This window comes from Myxococcus hansupus (assembly GCF_000280925.3).
Classification (GTDB): domain Bacteria; phylum Myxococcota; class Myxococcia; order Myxococcales; family Myxococcaceae; genus Myxococcus; species Myxococcus hansupus.
On record NZ_CP012109.1, the window covers coordinates 4,519,972 to 4,537,946 of the forward strand.

A 17,975-nucleotide genomic window follows, 5' to 3' on the forward strand; every position below is an offset into this window, starting at 1 on the left:
CGGCGCGTCAGCTCAGGGCCTTGACCAGCGCTCCCAGCCGGGCGAGGCCCTTCTCCAGCACCTCGCGCGAGGTGACGAAGCTCATGCGGATGTAGCCATCCGCGCCAAAGGGCTCGCCGGGCACGGCGGCGACGCGGAAGTCGTCCAGGAGAATCTCTGAGAGCTGCATCGAGGAGGTCACCGGATTGCCCTTGTAGGAGCGTCCCAGCAGGCCCCGCACGTCCGCGAACGCGTAGAAGGCGCCCTCGGGCATCCGGCAGCGCACGCCGTCCAGCGCGTTCAGCCCCGCAACGAAGAAGTCACGGCGCTCGCGGTACTCCTTCACCATCGCGGTGATGGTGTCCGGCGGCCCCTGGAGCGCCGCCAGCGCCGCCTTCTGGCCAATGGACGAGGCGTTGGAGGTGGACTGGTCCTGCACCATCTGCATGGCGGACACCAACGGCTTCGGCCCGGCGATGTAGCCCAGGCGCCAGCCCGTCATGGAGTACGCCTTGCTCATGCCGTTGACGACCACCAGCCGCGGCACCAGGTCCGGCGCCACGTCGCTGATGCCCAGGCGCTCGTCGGTGTAGAGCAGCTTCTCGTAGATGTCGTCGGTGACGATGAGGCAGTCGTGCGGGCGCAGCACCTCGGCGATGGCCTCCAGCGCGGCGCGCGAATACACCGCGCCGGTGGGGTTGCCCGGGCTGTTGATGATGACGGCGCGCGTGTTGGGCGTGAGCGCGCGGCGGATGGCGTCCGGGGCCGGCGCGAAGCCGTCCTCCTCCCGCGTGGGGACGATGACGGGCGTGCCGCCCGCCAGGCGCACCATGTCCGGATAGCTGACCCAGAAGGGCGAGAAGATGATGACTTCGTCACCCTCCTCCAGCGCCGCCTGACAGAAGTTGTAGAGCGCCTGCTTCCCGCCGGATGTGACGAGCACCTGGTCCGGCGTGTAGCGAAGGCCGTTGTCCCGCTCGAGCTTGGTGCAGATGGCCTCGCGCAGCTCCGGGATGCCGTTGGTGGCGGTGTACTTGGTGAAACCCGCGCGCAGCGCGTCCACCGCGGCCTGCTTCACGTAGTCCGGCGTGTCGAAGTCCGGCTCTCCCGCGGCCAGGACCACCACGTCCACACCCTTGGCGGCGAGCGCCTTGGCGCGCGAGTTGAGAGCGAGCGTCGGAGACGGCTTGATGGCCTGGAGCCGGCGAGCGAGTTTCATGTCCCCTGCCTAACGCGGAGCACCACGGGGGACAAGGGGCCTGCCGCCCCTACTTCTTTCCAGCGAACTTCGCCTTCAGCCCCTGATGAACGTTGGGGGGCACCAGCCCGGTGACGTCGCCCCCGAAGGAGGCCACTTCCCGGACGAGGTTGGAGGAGATGTAGAAGTAGTCCTCCCCCGTCATCATGAAGACCGTCTCGACGTCCGGCGCGAGCTTCCGGTTCATGTTGGCCAGTTGGAACTCGTATTCGAAGTCCGACACGGCCCGCAGCCCGCGGACGATGACGCCCGCGTTGCGGCGGCGCACGTAGTCCACCAGCAGGCCGTGGAAGGCGTCCACCTCCACACGCTCGTCCTGGACGGCCTCGCGAATCAGCGCGCGGCGCTCGTCCTCGGAGAACAGCGGGGTCTTCTTCGGGTTCACCGCGATGGCGACGATGAGCCGATCGAACATCTTCAGGCTGCGCTGAATGAGGCTCAGGTGCCCGTTGGTGAGCGGATCAAAGGAACCAGGATAGATGGCGACCGGCATGCGACAGGAAGTCTCGGATGCCCCCGACAGCCGGTCAAGGACTGCTCACGGCGCCCGATAGAAGCTCACCAACGTGTCCCCGAAACGGCGCTGATCTTCCCGGTTAAGCCCGGCATGCGCGTCCGGAGCCGCCTCGCGCTTGTCGTGCTCCACCACCACCATGCCCGAGGGCGCCAGCAGCCCGGCCGCCATGATGCCGTCGAGCACCGTCTCCACCACGTGGGCCGCGTAGGGCGGGTCCGCGAAGATGAGCTCGTACCGCTCTCCGCGCCGCTTCAGCGTCTCCAGGGCCCGGGACACGGGGCGGCCACGATTTCCACCTGCCCGGCCAGCCCCAGCGAGTCCACGTTCTGCCGGCACAGCCCGAGCGCCTCGCGGTCCTGGTCCACCAGCACCGCCTGCCCCGCGCCGCGCGACACGGCCTCCAGGCCCAGCGCGCCGGTGCCCGCATAGAGGTCCAGCACGCGCTGGCCGTCCAGGAACTGGCCCAGCACGTTGAAGAGCGTCTCCCGGACGCGGTCGGCCGTGGGACGGATGTGCCGCGACGTGGACTTGGGGCCCGCCAGCGCCCGGCCCTTCACGGTGCCTGCGACGATACGCATGGGCCCCTTCTACACCGCTCCGGGCTCAGTCGCCCCGCTTCTCCGCCAGGAAGCGCAGCGTCGCCTGACCCGTGCGGGTAGCCCCGAGCGCGGCCAGGACTTCAGTGGCCTCCATGAAGGACAGCGCCTCCAGCTTCTCCCGCGCGGCGTCGTCCAGGGGCGGAAGCCGCTCCTCCATCACCCCCAGGAGCTGTCCCGCGGGCAGCCCGGCCGCCGCGGCCTTCTCCTCCACCCCGGCGCGGATCTCCGCGGGCCAGGCCCCGAGCGCCAGCCGCTCGAAGCCCCCCACGCAGTCCACCTTGCGCACCCCGGACGCCACATACGTGGGCAGCCCGTTGGGCCACAGCGCGCCCGCCTCGCTCACCGACACGCCCGTGTCGTACTGGGCGGCCAGGTCCACCAAGGTCCGCAGCAGGCCCACGTCCGGCTCGCCCTCCCCAGCGCCGCCTCCGGCACGCGGATGAAGTCCACCGGCACGTGCCACTGCCGCAGGCCTTCCAGCAGCGTCCGGTACGCGTCCACCAGGCCCCCGCTGGGGGCCGGCGCCGTCAGCTCCAGCGCGAGCTCCCGCTCCGTCACCGGGGCCACCAGCGCGGTCACCGCCTCCACCGCCTCGTAGGAGTCCAACCGGGACAGGTCCAGCGACACCAGGGAGAAGCCCGCGTCCACCACGCGGTAGATGCCTTCCTTCAAGGCGTCCAGGGTGTCCGCGTCCGCCCGGGCCACGCGGATGGGCCCGGCCTGGAGGAAGAGGGGGCGCGCATGCTCGGACTCGGCCGCCACCTGGTGCGCGGCCAGCACGAAGCGCTCCGGCGCCCCCCGGTCCGACAGGGGATGCGGGCAGGCCAGCCCCAACACGGCGTCCTCGGAGCGCGCGGCGCGCAGCAGCCCGGGCAGCGCGCCCTTCGCCTGTACGGGGAGGCACGGCAGCGACACCGGCGCGCGCGCCAGGGCGCGCAGCAGCTCGCGGGGGTTCAGCAGCGGCACACGCGAGCCGTGGCCCACCCGCGCCACCGTGTTCCCCGGCCGTAACGTCAGCACCTTGTCCAGCAGGTTCATGGACCAGGGAGAATCATCCGCCCGCGCCGCCCGAGGCAAGGCGAAGCTTCGCGCCGGCGTCCGCTGGGGCACGCGTCCGGGCAGGCCACGGAGCCCCTGGCAGGGCTCCCCGGCCACCCGGGGGCCCGTCAGTGGACCTCGCCCAGGTGGGCGTAGGACTCGCTCTCGATTTGAATCGTGGTGTGGTCGATGCCGAAGCGGTCGTACAGGTCGTGCTTCACGGCGGAGAGAATCTCGTCGTTGTTGCAGACCATGGGGTCCTGCACCACCAGGTGCGCGGACAGCGCGTACACGCCGCTGGAGATGGTCCACACGTGCAGGTCATGCACGGCCGTCACGCCCTGCGCGCGCAGCATCAACTCCTTGATTTGCGCCAGGTCCACGTGCGCTGGCACCGCCTCCATCAGCACGTCCACCGCGTCACGCACCAGGCGCACCGCGCCCACCACGATGACGACGGAGATGACGACGGAGATGATGGGGTCCACGACGTACCAGCCCGTGTACGCCATGATGCCCGCGCCCACGAGCACGCCCACCGAGGACAGCGTGTCCCCCAGCACGTGCAGGAACGCCCCGCGCACGTTCATGGAGTGGGAGCGGTGGAGGAATCCCAGCGCGCCCAGATTGGCCAACAAACCCACCGACGCGACGATGGCCATGGGCCCCAGGTCCACCACCGCGGGCTCACGCACGCGCTCCCAGGCCTCATAGAGGATGAAGCCGGTGATGCCCATCAGCAGCACGCCGTTGAGCAGCGCGCTGAGAATCTCCATGCGGTAGTAGCCGTACGTCTTCTTCACGTCCGCCGGCTTGCCCGCGAACCACAGCGCCACCAGGCTGAGCGCCAGCGCGGACACGTCCGTCAGCATGTGGCCCGCGTCGGAGAGCAGGGCCAGCGAGTTCGTCATCCAGCCGCCCACCGCCTCCGCCAGCGCGATGGTCGCCGTCAGGACCAGGGCGAAGATGAGCCGGCGCTTGTCCCGCTTCCGCTCCTCCGCCAGTCCGCCCTTCCTGGGACCGTGCGCATGACCGTGCCCATGCCCATGGCCGTGATGAGAGTGGTGGTGGCCATGGCCATCGTCGTGGTCATGCGCGTGGCCATGCCCGGATTCACCGCGGGTGTAAGGGGGAGTAGTCACTTGAGAGAGAGGTGCGGCCGACGCCCATTCATGAGGTATGAGAGCCCGGGAATCTGGCTGCCGCCAGTCCCGGCGTCCCCTGCCCCGCCGCGTGGGGAGACGCGACGGAGATGAGGATGGACTACGGGAAGCATCTGAACCTGCACACCATCATCATGCTCAGGGATGTCATCCGCAAGTGGTGGCAGGTCGAGCTTGCCTTCGCGGACCGACACGGCGTGGTGCATGCATGGCAGCACGGGGACATCACCCCTCCCCGAATGCGCCGTGCCGGCTCGCCCTGGCGTCCAAGGAGGGCTTGCGGCGCTGCGTTCAGTCCGTCCGGGTGCTCAACGAGAAGTTCAAGGCCAACAAGAAGGTGCGCCGCTCGCTCGTCCACGACTGCCACCTCAACTTCAGCATCGTCGGCGCGCCACTCTACATCGCCAATGAGTACGAAGGCTTCCTCTTCGTCGAGGGCTTCGCCCGCCAGCCGCTCGACGCGCGCGAGGCGGAGGTGCTCGTGGCGAAGGTGCGCCAGTTCGCCCCGCCCCACGCGGACCTGGACAGACTGGCTGAACAAGTGCCCGTCATCGACGGCGCCGACCTGAGCAAGCTGTCCGACCTGCTGGAGCGCGCGGCGGGAGAGATCGCCGACCACGAGGCCGTCGCCTCACAGCAGGACACGAACGTGCCCGCGGCCGCCGATGCGCTGAACGAGCGCTCCCGCTTCGAGAAGATCATCGGACGCTCCGGCCCCATGATGGAGGTGTTCCGGTTGATGGAGAAGGTGGCCAACTCCGACTCCACCGTCCTCATCAACGGCGAGTCCGGCACCGGCAAGGAGCTGGTGGCGCGCGCCATCCACCACAGCGGCCCCCGCGCGGAGCAGCCCTTCGTGGTGCAGAACTGCTCCGCCTTCAACGACAACCTCCTGGAGAGCGCCCTCTTCGGGCACACGCGCGGCGCCTTCACCGGCGCGCTGCGGGACAAGAAGGGCCTCTTCGAGGTCGCCGACGGCGGCACCTTCTTCCTGGACGAGGTGGGCGACATGTCCGCCGCCCTCCAGGTGAAGCTGCTGCGCGTGTTGCAGGAAGGCACCTTCCTCCCCGTGGGCGGCACGCAGCTCAAGGAGGTCAACGTCCGCGTCATCGCCGCCACCCACAAGGACCTGGGCGAGCTCGTCAAACGCGGCGAGTTCCGCGAGGACCTCTTCTACCGCATCAACGTCATCCGCGTGCAGTTGCCGCCCCTGCGCGAGCGCCGGGACGACATGCCGGTCCTCATCGACCACTTCCTGCGCAAACACCACCGCGAAGGCCAGCGCGCCCGGGGACTGGCGCCGGAGGCCCTGGCCATCCTCGGCGCGTACGCGTGGCCCGGGAACATCCGCGAGCTGGAGAACGAAATCGAGCGGTTGCTCGTGCTCGGGGGCGAGCTGGAGTTCATTCCCGCGGAGCTCCTCTCCAGCCGCATCCGCGACGCGGTGATTCCCGGGGGTGGGCCCTTCATCTCTCCGCGCGCGCACGGCAAGCTGCACGAGGCCGTGGAGGCCTTGGAGCGCGAGATGATTCAGCAGGGCCTGCTGCGAACGCGCTACAACAAGAGCCGGCTGGCGCGGGAGCTGGGCATCAGCCGTTCCAACCTCATCCTGAAGATTTCCCGCTACGGCCTGGACAAGGGCCTGCCCGACGACGAGGCGGAGATGGGCGACGCATGAGTGGCAGCGCGCGGTACTTCCACCAGGACCGGCTGCGCGTCCCGGACGGCGCGGAGCTGTACTACCAGGTCCAGGGGGACGGCCTTCCCGGCATCGTCCTCTGCGACGGGCTGGGCTGTGACGGCTTCGCGTGGAAGTACCTGTCGCCCTACCTGGCGCGGCGCCACCGCGTGCTGCGCTGGCACTACCGGGGCCATGGCAGCTCCACCGTGCCGCAAGACCGTTCGCGCATTGGCATGCTGTACACCTGCGACGATTTGCGGCGGATGCTGGACGCCACCGGGATGGAGCGCGTCGTCCTCTTCGGCCACTCCATGGGCGTCCAGGTGGCGCTGGAGTTCCACCGCCGCTACGCCCACCGCGTCTCCGGGCTCGTCCTGGTGTGCGGCAGCTACGGCAACCCGCTGGACACCTTCCACGACTCCACCGCCCTCAAGCGCGCCTTCCCCCTCATCCGGCGCGTGGTGGAGCGCTACCCGGCCCAGTCCGCCCGCCTCATCCACGCCATGCTGCGCACGGAGCTGGCCGTGCAGCTCGCCATCTCCCTGGAGATGAACCGCGAGCGCATCGCCCGCAACGACCTGGCCCCCTACTTCGACCACCTGGCCCGGATGGACCCTGTCGTCTTCGTGCGCACCCTGGACTCCATGGCCGAGCACAACGCCTGGGACCACCTGCCCCACGTGGACGTGCCCACCCTGGTGGTGGCCGGGGGGCAGGACAAGTTCACCCCGGGGTGGATCTCCGAGGAGATGGCGGACCGGATTCCGGGCGCCGAGTTGGAGCTCATCCCGGACGGCACCCACACCGCCCCACTCGAAGCCCCGGGGCTGGTGGAGGCCCGGGTCGAACGCTTCCTCCGTGAGCGGCTGAACGTGCGTACCGGAGTCGCTTCGCCCGAGCCCCTCCCCCCAGGGAGCCCTCCGGCCGCCCTCTAGAGGGGTGGCGGCGGCCCGCTGGAAGCAGAAAACGCCCCGCCCTGTTCAGGGATGGCAGGGACGGGGCTTCGCCATGACCTTTCGGTGAAAAGCCCGCCCGGCCGGATGCTGGACTTCCGGCTGCATTGCAGGGGACGCACTCGCGGCATATAAGCGCCCGCCTTCCGGGTTCCGGTGGGGTTCGGAAGCCCCGACCTCCCTCGGGCGTACCCCACCTTCCATCACAGTTCGGTTCGTATGATTCCTCGCGAAAACATCCGTAACGTCGCCATCGTCGCCCACGTTGACCATGGCAAGACCACGCTCGTCGATCACTTGCTTCGGCAGGCGGGCACCTTCCGTAGCAACGAGCACGTCGCCGAACGGGTGATGGACTCCAACGACCTCGAGCGCGAGAAGGGCATCACCATTCTCGCGAAGAACACCGCGGTCAACTACAAGGGCATGCAGATCAACATCATCGACACCCCGGGTCACGCCGACTTCGGTGGTGAGGTGGAGCGCGGTCTGCGCCTCGTCGATGGCGTCATCCTGCTGGTGGACGCCGCCGAAGGTCCCCTGCCCCAGACGCGCTTCGTGCTCAGCAAGGCCCTGGCCATGGGCCTGAAGACGGTGCTGGTCATCAACAAGATCGACCGCCAGGACGCCCGCGCGAAGGACGTGCTGGACCTCGTCTACTCGCTCTACATCGACCTGGGCGCGGACGAGAAGCAGTTGGAGATGCCCGTCCTCTACACCATCGCTCGCCAGGGTCAGGCGTCCACGGACCTGGACGTGCCCGGCAAGACGCTGGAGCCCCTGTACGACGCCATCATCAACCACATCCCGCCGCCGCCGAAGTCGGACGAGACGTCGCTGCAGCTCCTGGTCGCCAACCTGGACTACGACGACTACGTCGGCCGTCTGGCCGTGGGCCGCGTGCAGGCCGGCCGCATCACCGCCAACATGCCCGTGGCCGTCTGCCGCGAAGGCGGGAAGATCCAGCCGGGCAAGATCGTCAAGCTGTACGGCTTCTCCGGCCTGAAGCGCGTGGAGATTCCGGACGCCGGTCCGGGTGAAATCGTCTCCATCGCCGGCATCGAGGAGATCTCCATCGGCGACACGCTCTCCGACGTGGAGAAGCCGGTGCCGCTGCCCCGCATCACCGTGGACGAGCCCACGATGATGATGATCTTCAAGGTCAACGACGGGCCGCTGGCGGGCAAGGAAGGCAAGTTCGTCACCTCCCGCAACCTGCGTGAGCGCCTCTACCGCGAGGCGTACCGGAACGTGGCCGTCCGCGTGGAGGACACCGAGACGCCGGACGCGTTCCGCGTGGTGGGCCGTGGCGAACTCGCCCTGGCCGTCATCATCGAGAACATGCGCCGCGAAGGCTACGAGCTGACGGCCTCCAACCCGGAGCCCATCACCAAGGAGATCGACGGCCAGCTCCACGAGCCCATGGAGCTGCTCTTCTGCGACGTGCCGGAGAACAGCGTCGGCTCGGTGACCGAGCGCCTGGGGCCCCGCAAGGGCCGCATGGTGGACATGGGCAGCCTGGGCTCGGGCCGCACCCGGCTCCAGTTCCGCATCCCCGCGCGCGGCCTCATCGGCTTCCGCTCGGAGTTCCTCACCATCACCCGTGGCGAGGGCATCATGAGCAGCCAGTTCGACGGCTTCGAGCCGTGGTTCGGCTACATCCCCAAGCGGCAGAACGGCGCCATCGTCTCCGACCGCCTGGGCGACACCGTGCCGTACGCGCTCTTCAGCATCCAGGAGCGTGGCGCGCTCTTCGTCGGCGCCGGCGCCACGGTGTACGAGGGCATGATCATCGGCGAGCACTCGCACGCGTCCGAGCTGAACGTGAACTGCTGCCGTGAGAAGAAGCTCACGAACATCCGCGCCTCCGGCCGCGACGAGAACGTCATCCTCACGCCGCCGCGCGAGATGGGCCTGGAGAAGGCGCTGGAGTGGATCGCCGACGACGAGCTCGTCGAGGTGACGCCCAAGTCCATCCGCATGCGCAAGAAGGCGCTGGCGGTGGGCGAGCGCTACCGCGCCGAGCGTGACCGCAAGCGCGAGGAGCGCGCGGCCGAGTAGGCCTTCGCGTCCGCATGAAGTCCCGAGGGCCCGTTCCCACCACGTTGGGGGCGGGCCCTTCGTTCGTCCGCGCTCAGAACGTGTACTTCACCTTCGGGAAGATGGCGAAGGAGGTGATGTTGGGCCCGATGATGTAGCGGGCCAGCAGGTCCGCGCCGACGGAGAAGTGGTCCATGCCCGTGGCGTACTCCACGCCGAAGCCCAGGCCCGCGTTGGGCGCGCTGACGGCGCGTCCCGGGTCACCCTGGCCGGGGTTCACCGGCGCCGGGTCCAACCGCGTGTAGCCCGCCACCACCTTGGGCGTGAGGAACAGGCGGTCCATGACGCGCACGTGGTAGGCCGCCGTGAGGTTCAGGAAGGCCATGGTGAAGTTGTCCGACAGCGCGCACGTCTCCGTGCCGGGGAGGTAGCCCGCGAAGCAGTTCTGCGCGGACGAGCCGAGCCCGAAGTGCGCCCCCAGCGACAGCTTCTCCGTGAGGTCGTACCCGATGCCCAACTGCAGGTACGTCTGGGCGTTGGAGTAGACGTTCTCCCCGCCCACGGTGAAGAACACGCCGATGTCCGTCTCGGTGAAGAAGCCACGGCGCGGCTCGAACGGCACCCCTTCCGGTGGGGTGGCCGCAAGAACCGGAGACGACAGCAGCGCGAGCGCGGCAATCAGCAGAGACTTCTTCACGGGTCCTCCCGACAATCGTGCCCTCCCGGTGCAACACGGGAGCGGCGCAGACGTTAATGACGCCCCCTCGGAACTGGCAGTGGGGGAAAAACGAAAGTGGCGTGGACCGTTCCGTCCACGCCACTCACGGTGCTTCACAGCCGCCTGGCGGCGACTACCCCCCCGCGCCCGCGGGAGAGAAGAGCCAGGGGTACGTCACGGACACCACGCCGCCGCCCTTCGGCTCCGGGAACTTCCAGCGCCGGATTCGCGACAGCATGCAGCGCTCCGCCGCGGCGTTGTTCAGCGTCGTCTCGGAGACACTCGCGTCGGACACAGCGCCCGTGGGGTCGATGACGAAGGCCACCGCCACCTTGCCCGCGAGGCTCGGGTCCTTGTTCAGCTCGGACTCGTAGCAGTACTTGATCTCCCCCTGGTGGCGCCGGATGACCTTGGCGATGACGTCCTTGTCGAGGCCGCCCACCACCGTCGTCTTGCCGGGGATGACCTTGGTGATGGACTTGCCACGGCCGCCCAGGTCGATGCCGCCCGAGCCGCCCGTGCCGCGCCCCGTGCCCTGCGTCCCGAGGCCACCGATGCCCAGCGCGGTGCCACCACCGCCCTTGCCGGTGCCCCGCGAGCCCATGCCGCCCACGCCCTGCGCGTCACCCATGGCCGCGCCGCCCTTGAGGCCGCCCAGCGCGTCGTTGATGCCAGTGCCGAAGCCACCCGGGCCGAACACGTCCGAGGCGCCGCCGTTCAGGCCCTTGAAGGCGCCCAGCAGACCGGCCTTGCCCACCGCCTGACGGTCCTTCTCCTTCTTGCTCTTGTCCACCACCGGGGTGCCGGGCTTGGAAGGCGCCGCCTCCTGCTGCTTCGCCTCCTCCTTGCCGAACTTGCCCTCTTCGTCCTTCGCCTTGGCGCCCTCTTCCGGCGCGGAGAGCTGGAGCTTCTTCGCCTCCAGCTTCTTCTCCGGGGTGATGAGCAGCTTCGCCACGCGCTGCTGGGACTCGAAGATGTCCGCGCTCTGCGGCAGCTCCTGGCGCGGCGTCAGCACCATGGCCAGCACCACCGCCAGACCCGCCAGCAAGCAGATGCTGGTGATCTTGAAGAACGTGAAGTCGGAGTCCTTCAGCGACGCGGCGGTGATGACCGGCGACGGCTTCACGTAGCGCGCGACGAAGGACACCGTGCCCAGCGACACCTCGACGCGGTCGTGCAGGCCCAGGGTGAAGACCTGCTCGGCGTCCTCACCGGCCTGACCGGAGAGCGCGCCCGCGACCCGCAGCGCGTCCTTGGAGCGCACGTTGCCCTGGTTGGTGACGAAGGCCCGCGCCCCCGCCGGAGCGCGCACTTCCAGCGCGTCCTTCTTGCTGACCGCCAGCACGTGGCGCTTGCCCACCGACGGCGTGAAGACGTTGAAGAAGTTCCCCTTCGCCTCGCCGATGGTGACCGGGACACCGTCCTTGAAGTGCTGGACCTCCAGCATGGTGTCGCCCCACAGCAGCGCGACCTGGAGGACGCGCGCCTCGGACGTGGGCATCGCCTCGGGAGGCAGGGGCTCCTGGAGGTGCGGCGCCACCGTGCGGTGCGCCGTCGCCGCGGTGTTCGCCGCCGGCCCGGACTTGCGCGCCGTGGGCGTCGGCCGGGACTGGAGCCCCGGCGGTACCTGGCGCGACGGCGCGGGCGACTCCACCGGCACCATGCCCGGGGACGCGCCGCGCTCCACGCGGTTGCCCAGCGCCGCGGACACCGGACGCGAGGCCGGGTGCATGGGCGGCGGCGCCGGAACCAGGTTCGGCAGCTCCGTGCGCGGCGCCGCGGTCCGCACGGGAGACACCGTGCTCGCCGGAGGCAACGTGCCCTGGAACGCCGGCCTGGCCACGCGAGCCCCCGCCGGGAGCGGACGCTCCGAGGGGGTGGCGCCGAAGAGCACCTCCACCTGGCTGCCGCCGACCCTCAACACATCCCCGGGATTGAGCGCGGTGGGGAGGACCAGTCTTTGGCCTCGTACCTCCGTGCCCCCTTCACTGCCCAGGTCGATGGCCGTGACGGAGCCATCCTTGTCCACCTTGAGCATCACGTGAAGGTTCGAGACCCGCGGGTCCTGAATCTTCACCGCCGCTTGAGCGCCTGAGCCCACAATGACGCTCTCGGCCTCCGACACGGCTTCCGCCGTGGAGCCATCCGGCCCGGTGATCCGAAGCGTCAAGCCGTTGTTCTTCGCCGCCGCCATGAGGATTTTCCCTCTTCCCTTCCGCCCTGAGAACGACTGCCGCCGCCCGCTGCCGCTAGAGGTTGTCGACTGACTTCTGCAACTCTGGATCGAAGTTGTCCCGGACCTTGATGAGGCTTTGGAAGTCCGTCTTCTTCCGGTGGAGCACGTAGGAGCCCTCTGGCTTCGTGAGCTCGCCCTCCACCGCGACATCCGTGAAGTCGATGACTGTCTTCTTGCGGAAGACGGTGCGGTCCTCCTCTTGGATGACGTTCACCGTGTCTTTCGACTCCTGTGCCATCGCCACCGCTGGTGCCATCACCAGGCCCAGCAACACCGCTGATACCCGTCGCCTCATACCCAGCCTCCTCTTGCACAGCGCGATCCAACCTCAAGTCCTTGAATCCAGAGGAACTCGCCTGCTCATCCGGATGTTGCAGCCTGGAGAGGGGAAAAAAGTTCCGTCCCGCTTCGTCAGAACTCCAGCCTGCCTACCGGGGTGATGCCTTCGGTGCCTGTCCAACCCGGCCCCCGCCCCAAGTGCCGGCGAGCGGAATGGCGTGCGTTGGGTGGCTTGCATCGTCCCAGGTCGCGAAGACGGCGTTGCCACTTCGGAGAGTGGCAACGCCGTGGGGTGCTGCGTTCGTGCTGGAAGCGTGCGCCTAGGTGGCCTCGGAGCCAGCGCCTTCCGTGGCGTCACCTTCCGGCGCCACGTCCGTGCCCTGCGCGGGAGGGTTGCCCTCGGGTGCCGCGTCCGAGCCCTGCTCGGGCTGCGTGCCCGCGCCGCCCGTGGCGTCGCCTTCCGCGTCCTGCCCCGGCTGCTCGGCTTCACCCTCGGCGCCCTGCGCGGGCTGCGCGCCACCACCGCCGATGGCCTCGTCCGCCGGAGCGCCGTCGCCTTCGGCCTCCGCCGCCGCGGGTGCGGGCGCCGGCGCCTTGAGCATGTTCTGCAGGCCGCTGACCTTGGCCGTGATCATCTGCTTGTCGGTGTCCGTCGTCGTCTCCAACGCCTTGCAGCGGTCGAGGAACGCGATGGCCTTCTCCCAGCCCGCGCGGTCCGACGCGTACGCCCAGCCCGCGCCGCACACGGCCTCCGGGAGGTCCTTGCGCGTGGCCAGCACCTTCTCGAACACCTCGCCCGCGGCGATGCCCTTCTTCGGGTCGCGGCCCTTCTGACCATCCAGCGCCCAGGCCAGATACAGCGCCGCATCGGGCGAGCCGGGCTCGAGCTCCACGGCCTTGCCGAAGGAGCGCTCGGCGCCCGCGTAGTCGCGGTAGCTCAGCGCCAGCGCGCCCAGGTTGAGGTAGCCCGGGAGGAACTTCGCATCCAGGGACACCGCCTTCTGGAACTGGGACAGCGCGCGCGCCCGGTCGTCCAGCTTCAGGTAGACCATGCCCAGCAGGTTGTAGAGCGAGGCGTCGTTCTCCGCGTGCTTGCGCGCCGTCCCCGCCAGCAGCTCCGCCAGCCGGTACTTCTCCCGCGCGTAGGCCACGTGCGCTAGGTTCTTGTACGCCCCGGGGTTGTCCTTGTTGCGCACCAGGACGCGGCGAGCGGCGGCCTCCGACTCGTCCAGCTTCCCCGCCACGCGATAGGTGATGGAGAGGCTGTTGAGCAGCGAGGCGTCGTACTCGCGCCCCGGCACCTTCAGCGCGCGCTCGAACAAGGCGACGGACTCATCCACCCGCCCCTGCTCGCGGTACATGACGCCCAGGTTGACGACCGCGGGGACGTGCGCCGGGTCCAACAGGAGCACCTTCTCGTAGGCCACCCGCGCGTCGTCCGGACGGCCCTGCCGCTCGGCGATGACGCCCAGGTTGAACTGCGCGTTGAGGCTCTGCGGCAGCGCATCCACCACCGACTCGAAGCCCTTGCGCGCGGCGTCCAGGTCGCCAGCCTCATAGGACCGGAGCGCCGTCGCGAAGGCCTCCTCCGCGCTGCCGGGAGGTGCCTGAGGAGGCGCCGCGGGCTTCTGCTGCACGGGCGCCGGCTGCTGCGCGGCGGGAGGCGCCGTCTCCGGCAAGGAGGACGGCTTCTTCTGCGGACCCGACGCGCACGCCGCCGTGAAGGCCAGCGAGCCGACGAGCATCGAACGGAACCAATTCATCTGCGTCTTCCCCGCCCCCACCTGCATCCATGAATTGCGAAACGCCTTCATCGCAGCACCTCCCCGCGCCACGCGGTGGGCGCCTGCGCCGCGTCATCCGACGGCTGCTGTCCCGCCGGTTCCTGTCCCGGCTCCGTGGGCTTCTCGGACTCCGGCACGGGCGTCGTGGCGGTGGCGCCTTCCAGCACCCGCACCAGGTCCGAGCGCACCAGCGTGTCACTGCCGCGGTAGTTCACCTGCCGCACCTGCGCGTAGGCGCCGGGGCGCAGGCGGTTCACCTGGTCCTGCGCCGTCAGGGTCCACGGGCTGTAGACCCCCAGCTCGTAGGCCTTCTCCAGCGCCTTCTCCAGGGCCTCGGACGCCTTGTCCTCCAGCGGCAGGGCCAGGTTCTCCAGCTCGCCGCGGTACATGGCGAGCTGCTCCTCGTCGAGCCCCGTCGGATCCGGCGAGTCCATGATGTTGCGCGCGAAGTCCGCGTACGCCAGGCCCACGCGGGTGAGGGCCGCGATGCCCCAGTCACCCGAGCCGGTGGAGAGCACCGCGAGGTACTCCTTCTCCAGCCGCTGAATCTCCTTCTGCTTCGCCGCGAGGTCCCGGCGGATGGTGCTCACCCGCGAGAAGCGGATGCCCGTGTAGCGCTTCCACGCCGGCTCCACCGACAGGAAGCGCGCGTGGCCGTACGCATTGAGCACCGCCGTGTCCTTGCGAGCGTTCTCCGGCAGGCGGTTCCACGCCTTCACCAGCTCGCCCTGCACGCGCTCCTGCTCTCGCGCGTTCTTCAGTTGCTCGTACGCGAGCAGCTCGTGGTAGCGCGCCAGGTACACCTGCGCGGAGCTGGAGCGCGAATCCCGCCCGTAGGTCTCCGCGAAGGCACCAAAGGCGCGGGCCGCCTCGCTCCAGCGCTTCTCCTTCTCCCACGCGCTGGCCGCCGCGAAGGCCACCTGCGGCACGTCCTTGCGGTCCTTGAAGCGGGACACGTAGGCGTTGTAGGCGGCCACGGCCTTCTGCGGCTCGCCGGCGCCCTCCCACCACACACCCGCGTTGAACTGCGCGTCCGCCACCCAGCCACCGGCCTCGTCCACCAAGGCCTTGCGCTCGGCGGACAGGCGCTCGCGCCGGGTCTCCGCGTCCTCCGCGCCCGGCGCGACGTCCGCCTTGGCGGTGGCCTTGGGCTTGGACTTCTTGCCGTCGGCGTCCTGGGCCTTCAGCGCGGCGTCGTAGCTGGCGACGAAGGACTCCGCCATGGTGGCGGCCTTGCGGTACTCCGCGACCTTCTCGTAGAGACCGGCCAGCGAGTAGCGCGCCTTCAATTCGAACGGGCTGCGCGGGTACTCCTTGAGGAAGCGCTCACCCGCGGCCAGCCCCTTGTCGATTTCGCCCGCCTCCTGCGCGATGACCATCGCGTAGGTGAGCGCGCGGTCGGCGTTCTCCGACTTGGGGAACTCCGTCACGAAGCGAAGGAACTCCTCGGCGGCCTTCTTCGGGTTCTTCTCCTTCTTGTAGACGATTTCGTCCACCCACTTGTACTGGCTGCCTTCGACGACGCGGCTGACGCGCACGGCGAAGTCCGTACCGGGCTTGGACAGCTTCTTGTTGTCGAGGAACTTGCGCGACAGCGTGTTGAGCTCGAGCCACTCCTCGCGGCTCTCCAGCACGTACATGGTGAGGTCGGCCGCGTCCCGCGAGCGCCGCTCCTCCGGGAACTTCTCGATGATCTCCCCGAAGCGCCGCGCCGCGTCCACGAAGTGGCTGCGGTCGTAGAGGATGACCGCGGACTGGTAGCGCAGGTCGATTTCATCCGGCGAGTTCGGGTACAGCTTCACGTACACGTCGCACGCGGCGACGAGCCGGTCCTCGAACTTCGTGAGCGGCTCCTCCTGCCGGTCCTTCGCGTCGCGCTTGACGATCTTCTGCTTGGCGACGTCGCCCTTGTCCTTCTTCTCGTCGACCTTCTGGCCGTCGCGCAGGTCGCTCTTGGCAATCTGCCCCCGCTCGATCTTCACCAGCTTGTCGTAGGCGAGGATGGCGTTGTACGAGGCGCTCTTGCGGTACGCCTCGTTGGAGACCTCGCGCGCCGTGTCGCGGTCGGGAATCTTGAATGCCACCACGGCGTCGTACTCGGCCGCCGCGGCCTCCCACTCCTCCAGGGCCCAGAGGATTTCCGCATAGAAGAAGCGGAGGTTGAAGGCGGAGTCCGCCACGAAGTCCGGGTTCGCGTTGGAGGCGAACGCGTCCACGTACTGCTTGTAGATGTCGCGCGCGAGCCGGTAGGTCTCCACCTGGCGCGTCTTCTGCGCCTCCTGGTGGTACTCGGTCACCATGACGCGCATGGCCTCTTCGGTGACGTTGAAGGCGTTGCGCAGGACGGTCGTCTTGTCCTCGTTGGCCTTCCACCACTCGCCGCCCGGGCTGTAGAGGTCCACCATCCGCTTCATTTCCTTGCGGACCGTCTGGCGCTGGCGGAGCCCCTCGTGGGCGCGGACGATGGCCTGCTGGTACTCGGGCGCGTTGGCGCCCATGGGCGCGTCGTCCACGAGCGTGCGGTACGTGAGGATGGCGCTGTCGAAGTGACCCGCGTCCACCAGGCCCGCCGCCGTCTTCGCCAGCAGCCGGCCCACGCGCTGCTCCGGCGCCTTCTCCTTGAAGTAGGCGATGGCCTGCTTGGGCTGGTCCAACTGGACGTAGAAGACCGTCAAGTCGTTGAGCGCCTCGGTGCGCAGGTCGCCCAGCTCCGGGCTCTTGGCGGCGTAGTCCACCACCTCGTGCAGCTTCTTCAGGCCCGGCTCGTAGTCGCCGGTGTTGTAGTCACACCAGGACAGCTTGTAGACGGCGTAGGCGTAGATCTTGGGCACGCCCGAGTCCCGCGCCTTCTCGTAGTTCTGCTTGGCGGGGATGAGCTTGTTGTTCTCGAAGTAGTGGTTGCCGAGCTGGATGTACGCGTCCGGCACGAACTGCGACTTGGGGAAGTCGCGGATCAACTCCTCGTAGCGGGCCACCGCGTCCTCGCGGCGTCCCAGCTCGTAGTAGTTGTAGCCCATGGAGAAGAGCACTTCGTCGCGCTGCGGATAGTCCGGATAGGCGCGGAGGATCTCCTCGTAGATGCCCATCGTCTCCGTGCGGTAGCGCTCGCTGTCGCGGTGGTCCTGCTTCGGGGCCTCCACCTTCTCGCCCCGCGCCACGGCCGCGTCGAACTTCTTCTCCGCCTCCAGGAAGCGCGTCATCTCCACCTGGTAGAGGTACTTGGACTTCTCCCAGTAGAGCTCCGACAGGCGGTAGAGCATCTCCGCCTTCTGCGGGTTGCCGTCCCGCAGCTTGGGGATGAGCCGCTTGAAGGCCTCGATGGCCTCGTCACGCTTCTTGTCCGCGAGCGCGTCGCGCTTCGCATCGGGGATGCGCGGCAGCTCCGCGAACTTCGCCGAGGCCGGCTGCACCCGCGCCGGGCCCTGACGCACGTCCTCGGGCGCGACACCCGGCGGCGGCGCCTTCTCCTCCGCCTTGCTGGCCGCCTGCGGCTTCGCGGCCTTCTTCTTGCCCGCGGCCTTGGCCCCGGAGCTCTTCGACGCGGACGCCGAGACGGGCTTCTTTCCCGCCCTCCGGGTCTGCGTTTCCGCCGCCTCTCCCACCCCGCCGGTGATGAGCACCGCGCCCACCGCCAACGCACCGAAACGAAGAACCACCTTCATGCGAGCTCCTGCCGTGAAGCCGACCCGGCATGCGGGCAACGCAGCACCCACTGACGAGGGACGACGCA

10 protein-coding genes and 3 pseudogenes are annotated in these 17,975 nt (G+C 69.0%); 3 read left to right on the plus strand and 10 right to left on the minus strand.

Annotation, left to right across the window (positions count from 1 at the left end):
- Window positions 1-7: 7 nt before the first annotated feature.
- The 5 genes and pseudogenes from A176_RS17145 to A176_RS17165 form a co-directional block, all read right to left on the minus strand.
- Window positions 8-1,198 (minus strand): pyridoxal phosphate-dependent aminotransferase, encoded by a 1,191-nt coding sequence (locus tag A176_RS17145; protein WP_002633513.1) that lies wholly within the window; start codon window positions 1,196-1,198, stop codon window positions 8-10.
- Window positions 1,199-1,247: 49 nt separating this feature from the next.
- The gene (gene coaD, locus A176_RS17150; RefSeq protein ID WP_002633515.1) at window positions 1,248-1,730 is read right to left on the minus strand and encodes a pantetheine-phosphate adenylyltransferase; all 483 of its coding nucleotides are present in this window, start codon (window positions 1,728-1,730) and stop codon (window positions 1,248-1,250) included.
- A 45-nt stretch (window positions 1,731-1,775) separates the two neighbouring features.
- Window positions 1,776-2,332 (minus strand): annotated as a pseudogene (gene rsmD / locus A176_RS41040) (16S rRNA (guanine(966)-N(2))-methyltransferase RsmD).
- Window positions 2,333-2,357: 25 nt separating this feature from the next.
- Window positions 2,358-3,391 (minus strand): annotated as a pseudogene (locus tag A176_RS17160) (hypothetical protein).
- Between the two features lie 128 nt (window positions 3,392-3,519).
- Window positions 3,520-4,533, minus strand: a complete 1,014-nt coding sequence (locus A176_RS17165; RefSeq protein ID WP_002633521.1) for a cation diffusion facilitator family transporter — start codon at window positions 4,531-4,533, stop codon at window positions 3,520-3,522.
- 116 nt (window positions 4,534-4,649) lie between these two features.
- Here A176_RS17165 and A176_RS17170 point away from each other — a divergent pair.
- The 3 genes and pseudogenes from A176_RS17170 (at window position 4,650) to typA (ending at window position 9,249) form a co-directional block, all read left to right on the plus strand.
- A pseudogene (locus A176_RS17170) lies at window positions 4,650-6,232 on the plus strand (sigma 54-interacting transcriptional regulator).
- A complete protein-coding gene (locus A176_RS17175) occupies window positions 6,229-7,170 on the plus strand; it encodes an alpha/beta fold hydrolase (RefSeq protein WP_002633528.1) in 942 nt (313 codons plus the stop codon). The pseudogene A176_RS17170 and the gene A176_RS17175 overlap by 4 nt, the downstream one beginning before the upstream one ends.
- 237 nt (window positions 7,171-7,407) lie before the next feature.
- Window positions 7,408-9,249: a translational GTPase TypA gene (gene typA / locus A176_RS17180; protein ID WP_002633530.1), complete on the plus strand. Its 1,842-nt coding sequence runs from the start codon at window positions 7,408-7,410 to the stop codon at window positions 9,247-9,249.
- Window positions 9,250-9,322: 73 nt separating this feature from the next.
- On the opposite strand, the gene cglE is transcribed toward typA, so the two are convergent.
- The 5 genes from cglE to A176_RS17205 form a co-directional block, all read right to left on the minus strand.
- Window positions 9,323-9,925, minus strand: coding sequence for an adventurous gliding motility protein CglE (gene cglE / locus A176_RS17185; protein WP_002633531.1), 603 nt, complete (start codon window positions 9,923-9,925; stop codon window positions 9,323-9,325).
- Window positions 9,926-10,079: 154 nt separating this feature from the next.
- Window positions 10,080-12,140 carry a TonB family protein gene (locus A176_RS17190; protein WP_002633532.1) on the minus strand — a complete coding sequence of 687 codons (2,061 nt, stop codon included), beginning with the start codon at window positions 12,138-12,140 and terminating at the stop codon, window positions 10,080-10,082.
- Between the two features lie 55 nt (window positions 12,141-12,195).
- Window positions 12,196-12,477, minus strand: a complete 282-nt coding sequence (locus tag A176_RS17195; RefSeq protein ID WP_144429560.1) for a hypothetical protein — start codon at window positions 12,475-12,477, stop codon at window positions 12,196-12,198.
- 304 nt (window positions 12,478-12,781) lie between these two features.
- Window positions 12,782-14,275 (minus strand): tetratricopeptide repeat protein, encoded by a 1,494-nt coding sequence (locus A176_RS17200; protein ID WP_002633534.1) that lies wholly within the window; start codon window positions 14,273-14,275, stop codon window positions 12,782-12,784.
- Window positions 14,272-17,907, minus strand: coding sequence for a tetratricopeptide repeat protein (locus tag A176_RS17205; RefSeq protein WP_002633535.1), 3,636 nt, complete (start codon window positions 17,905-17,907; stop codon window positions 14,272-14,274). Before A176_RS17205 ends, A176_RS17200 begins: the two co-directional genes overlap by 4 nt.
- Window positions 17,908-17,975 lie beyond the last annotated feature (68 nt).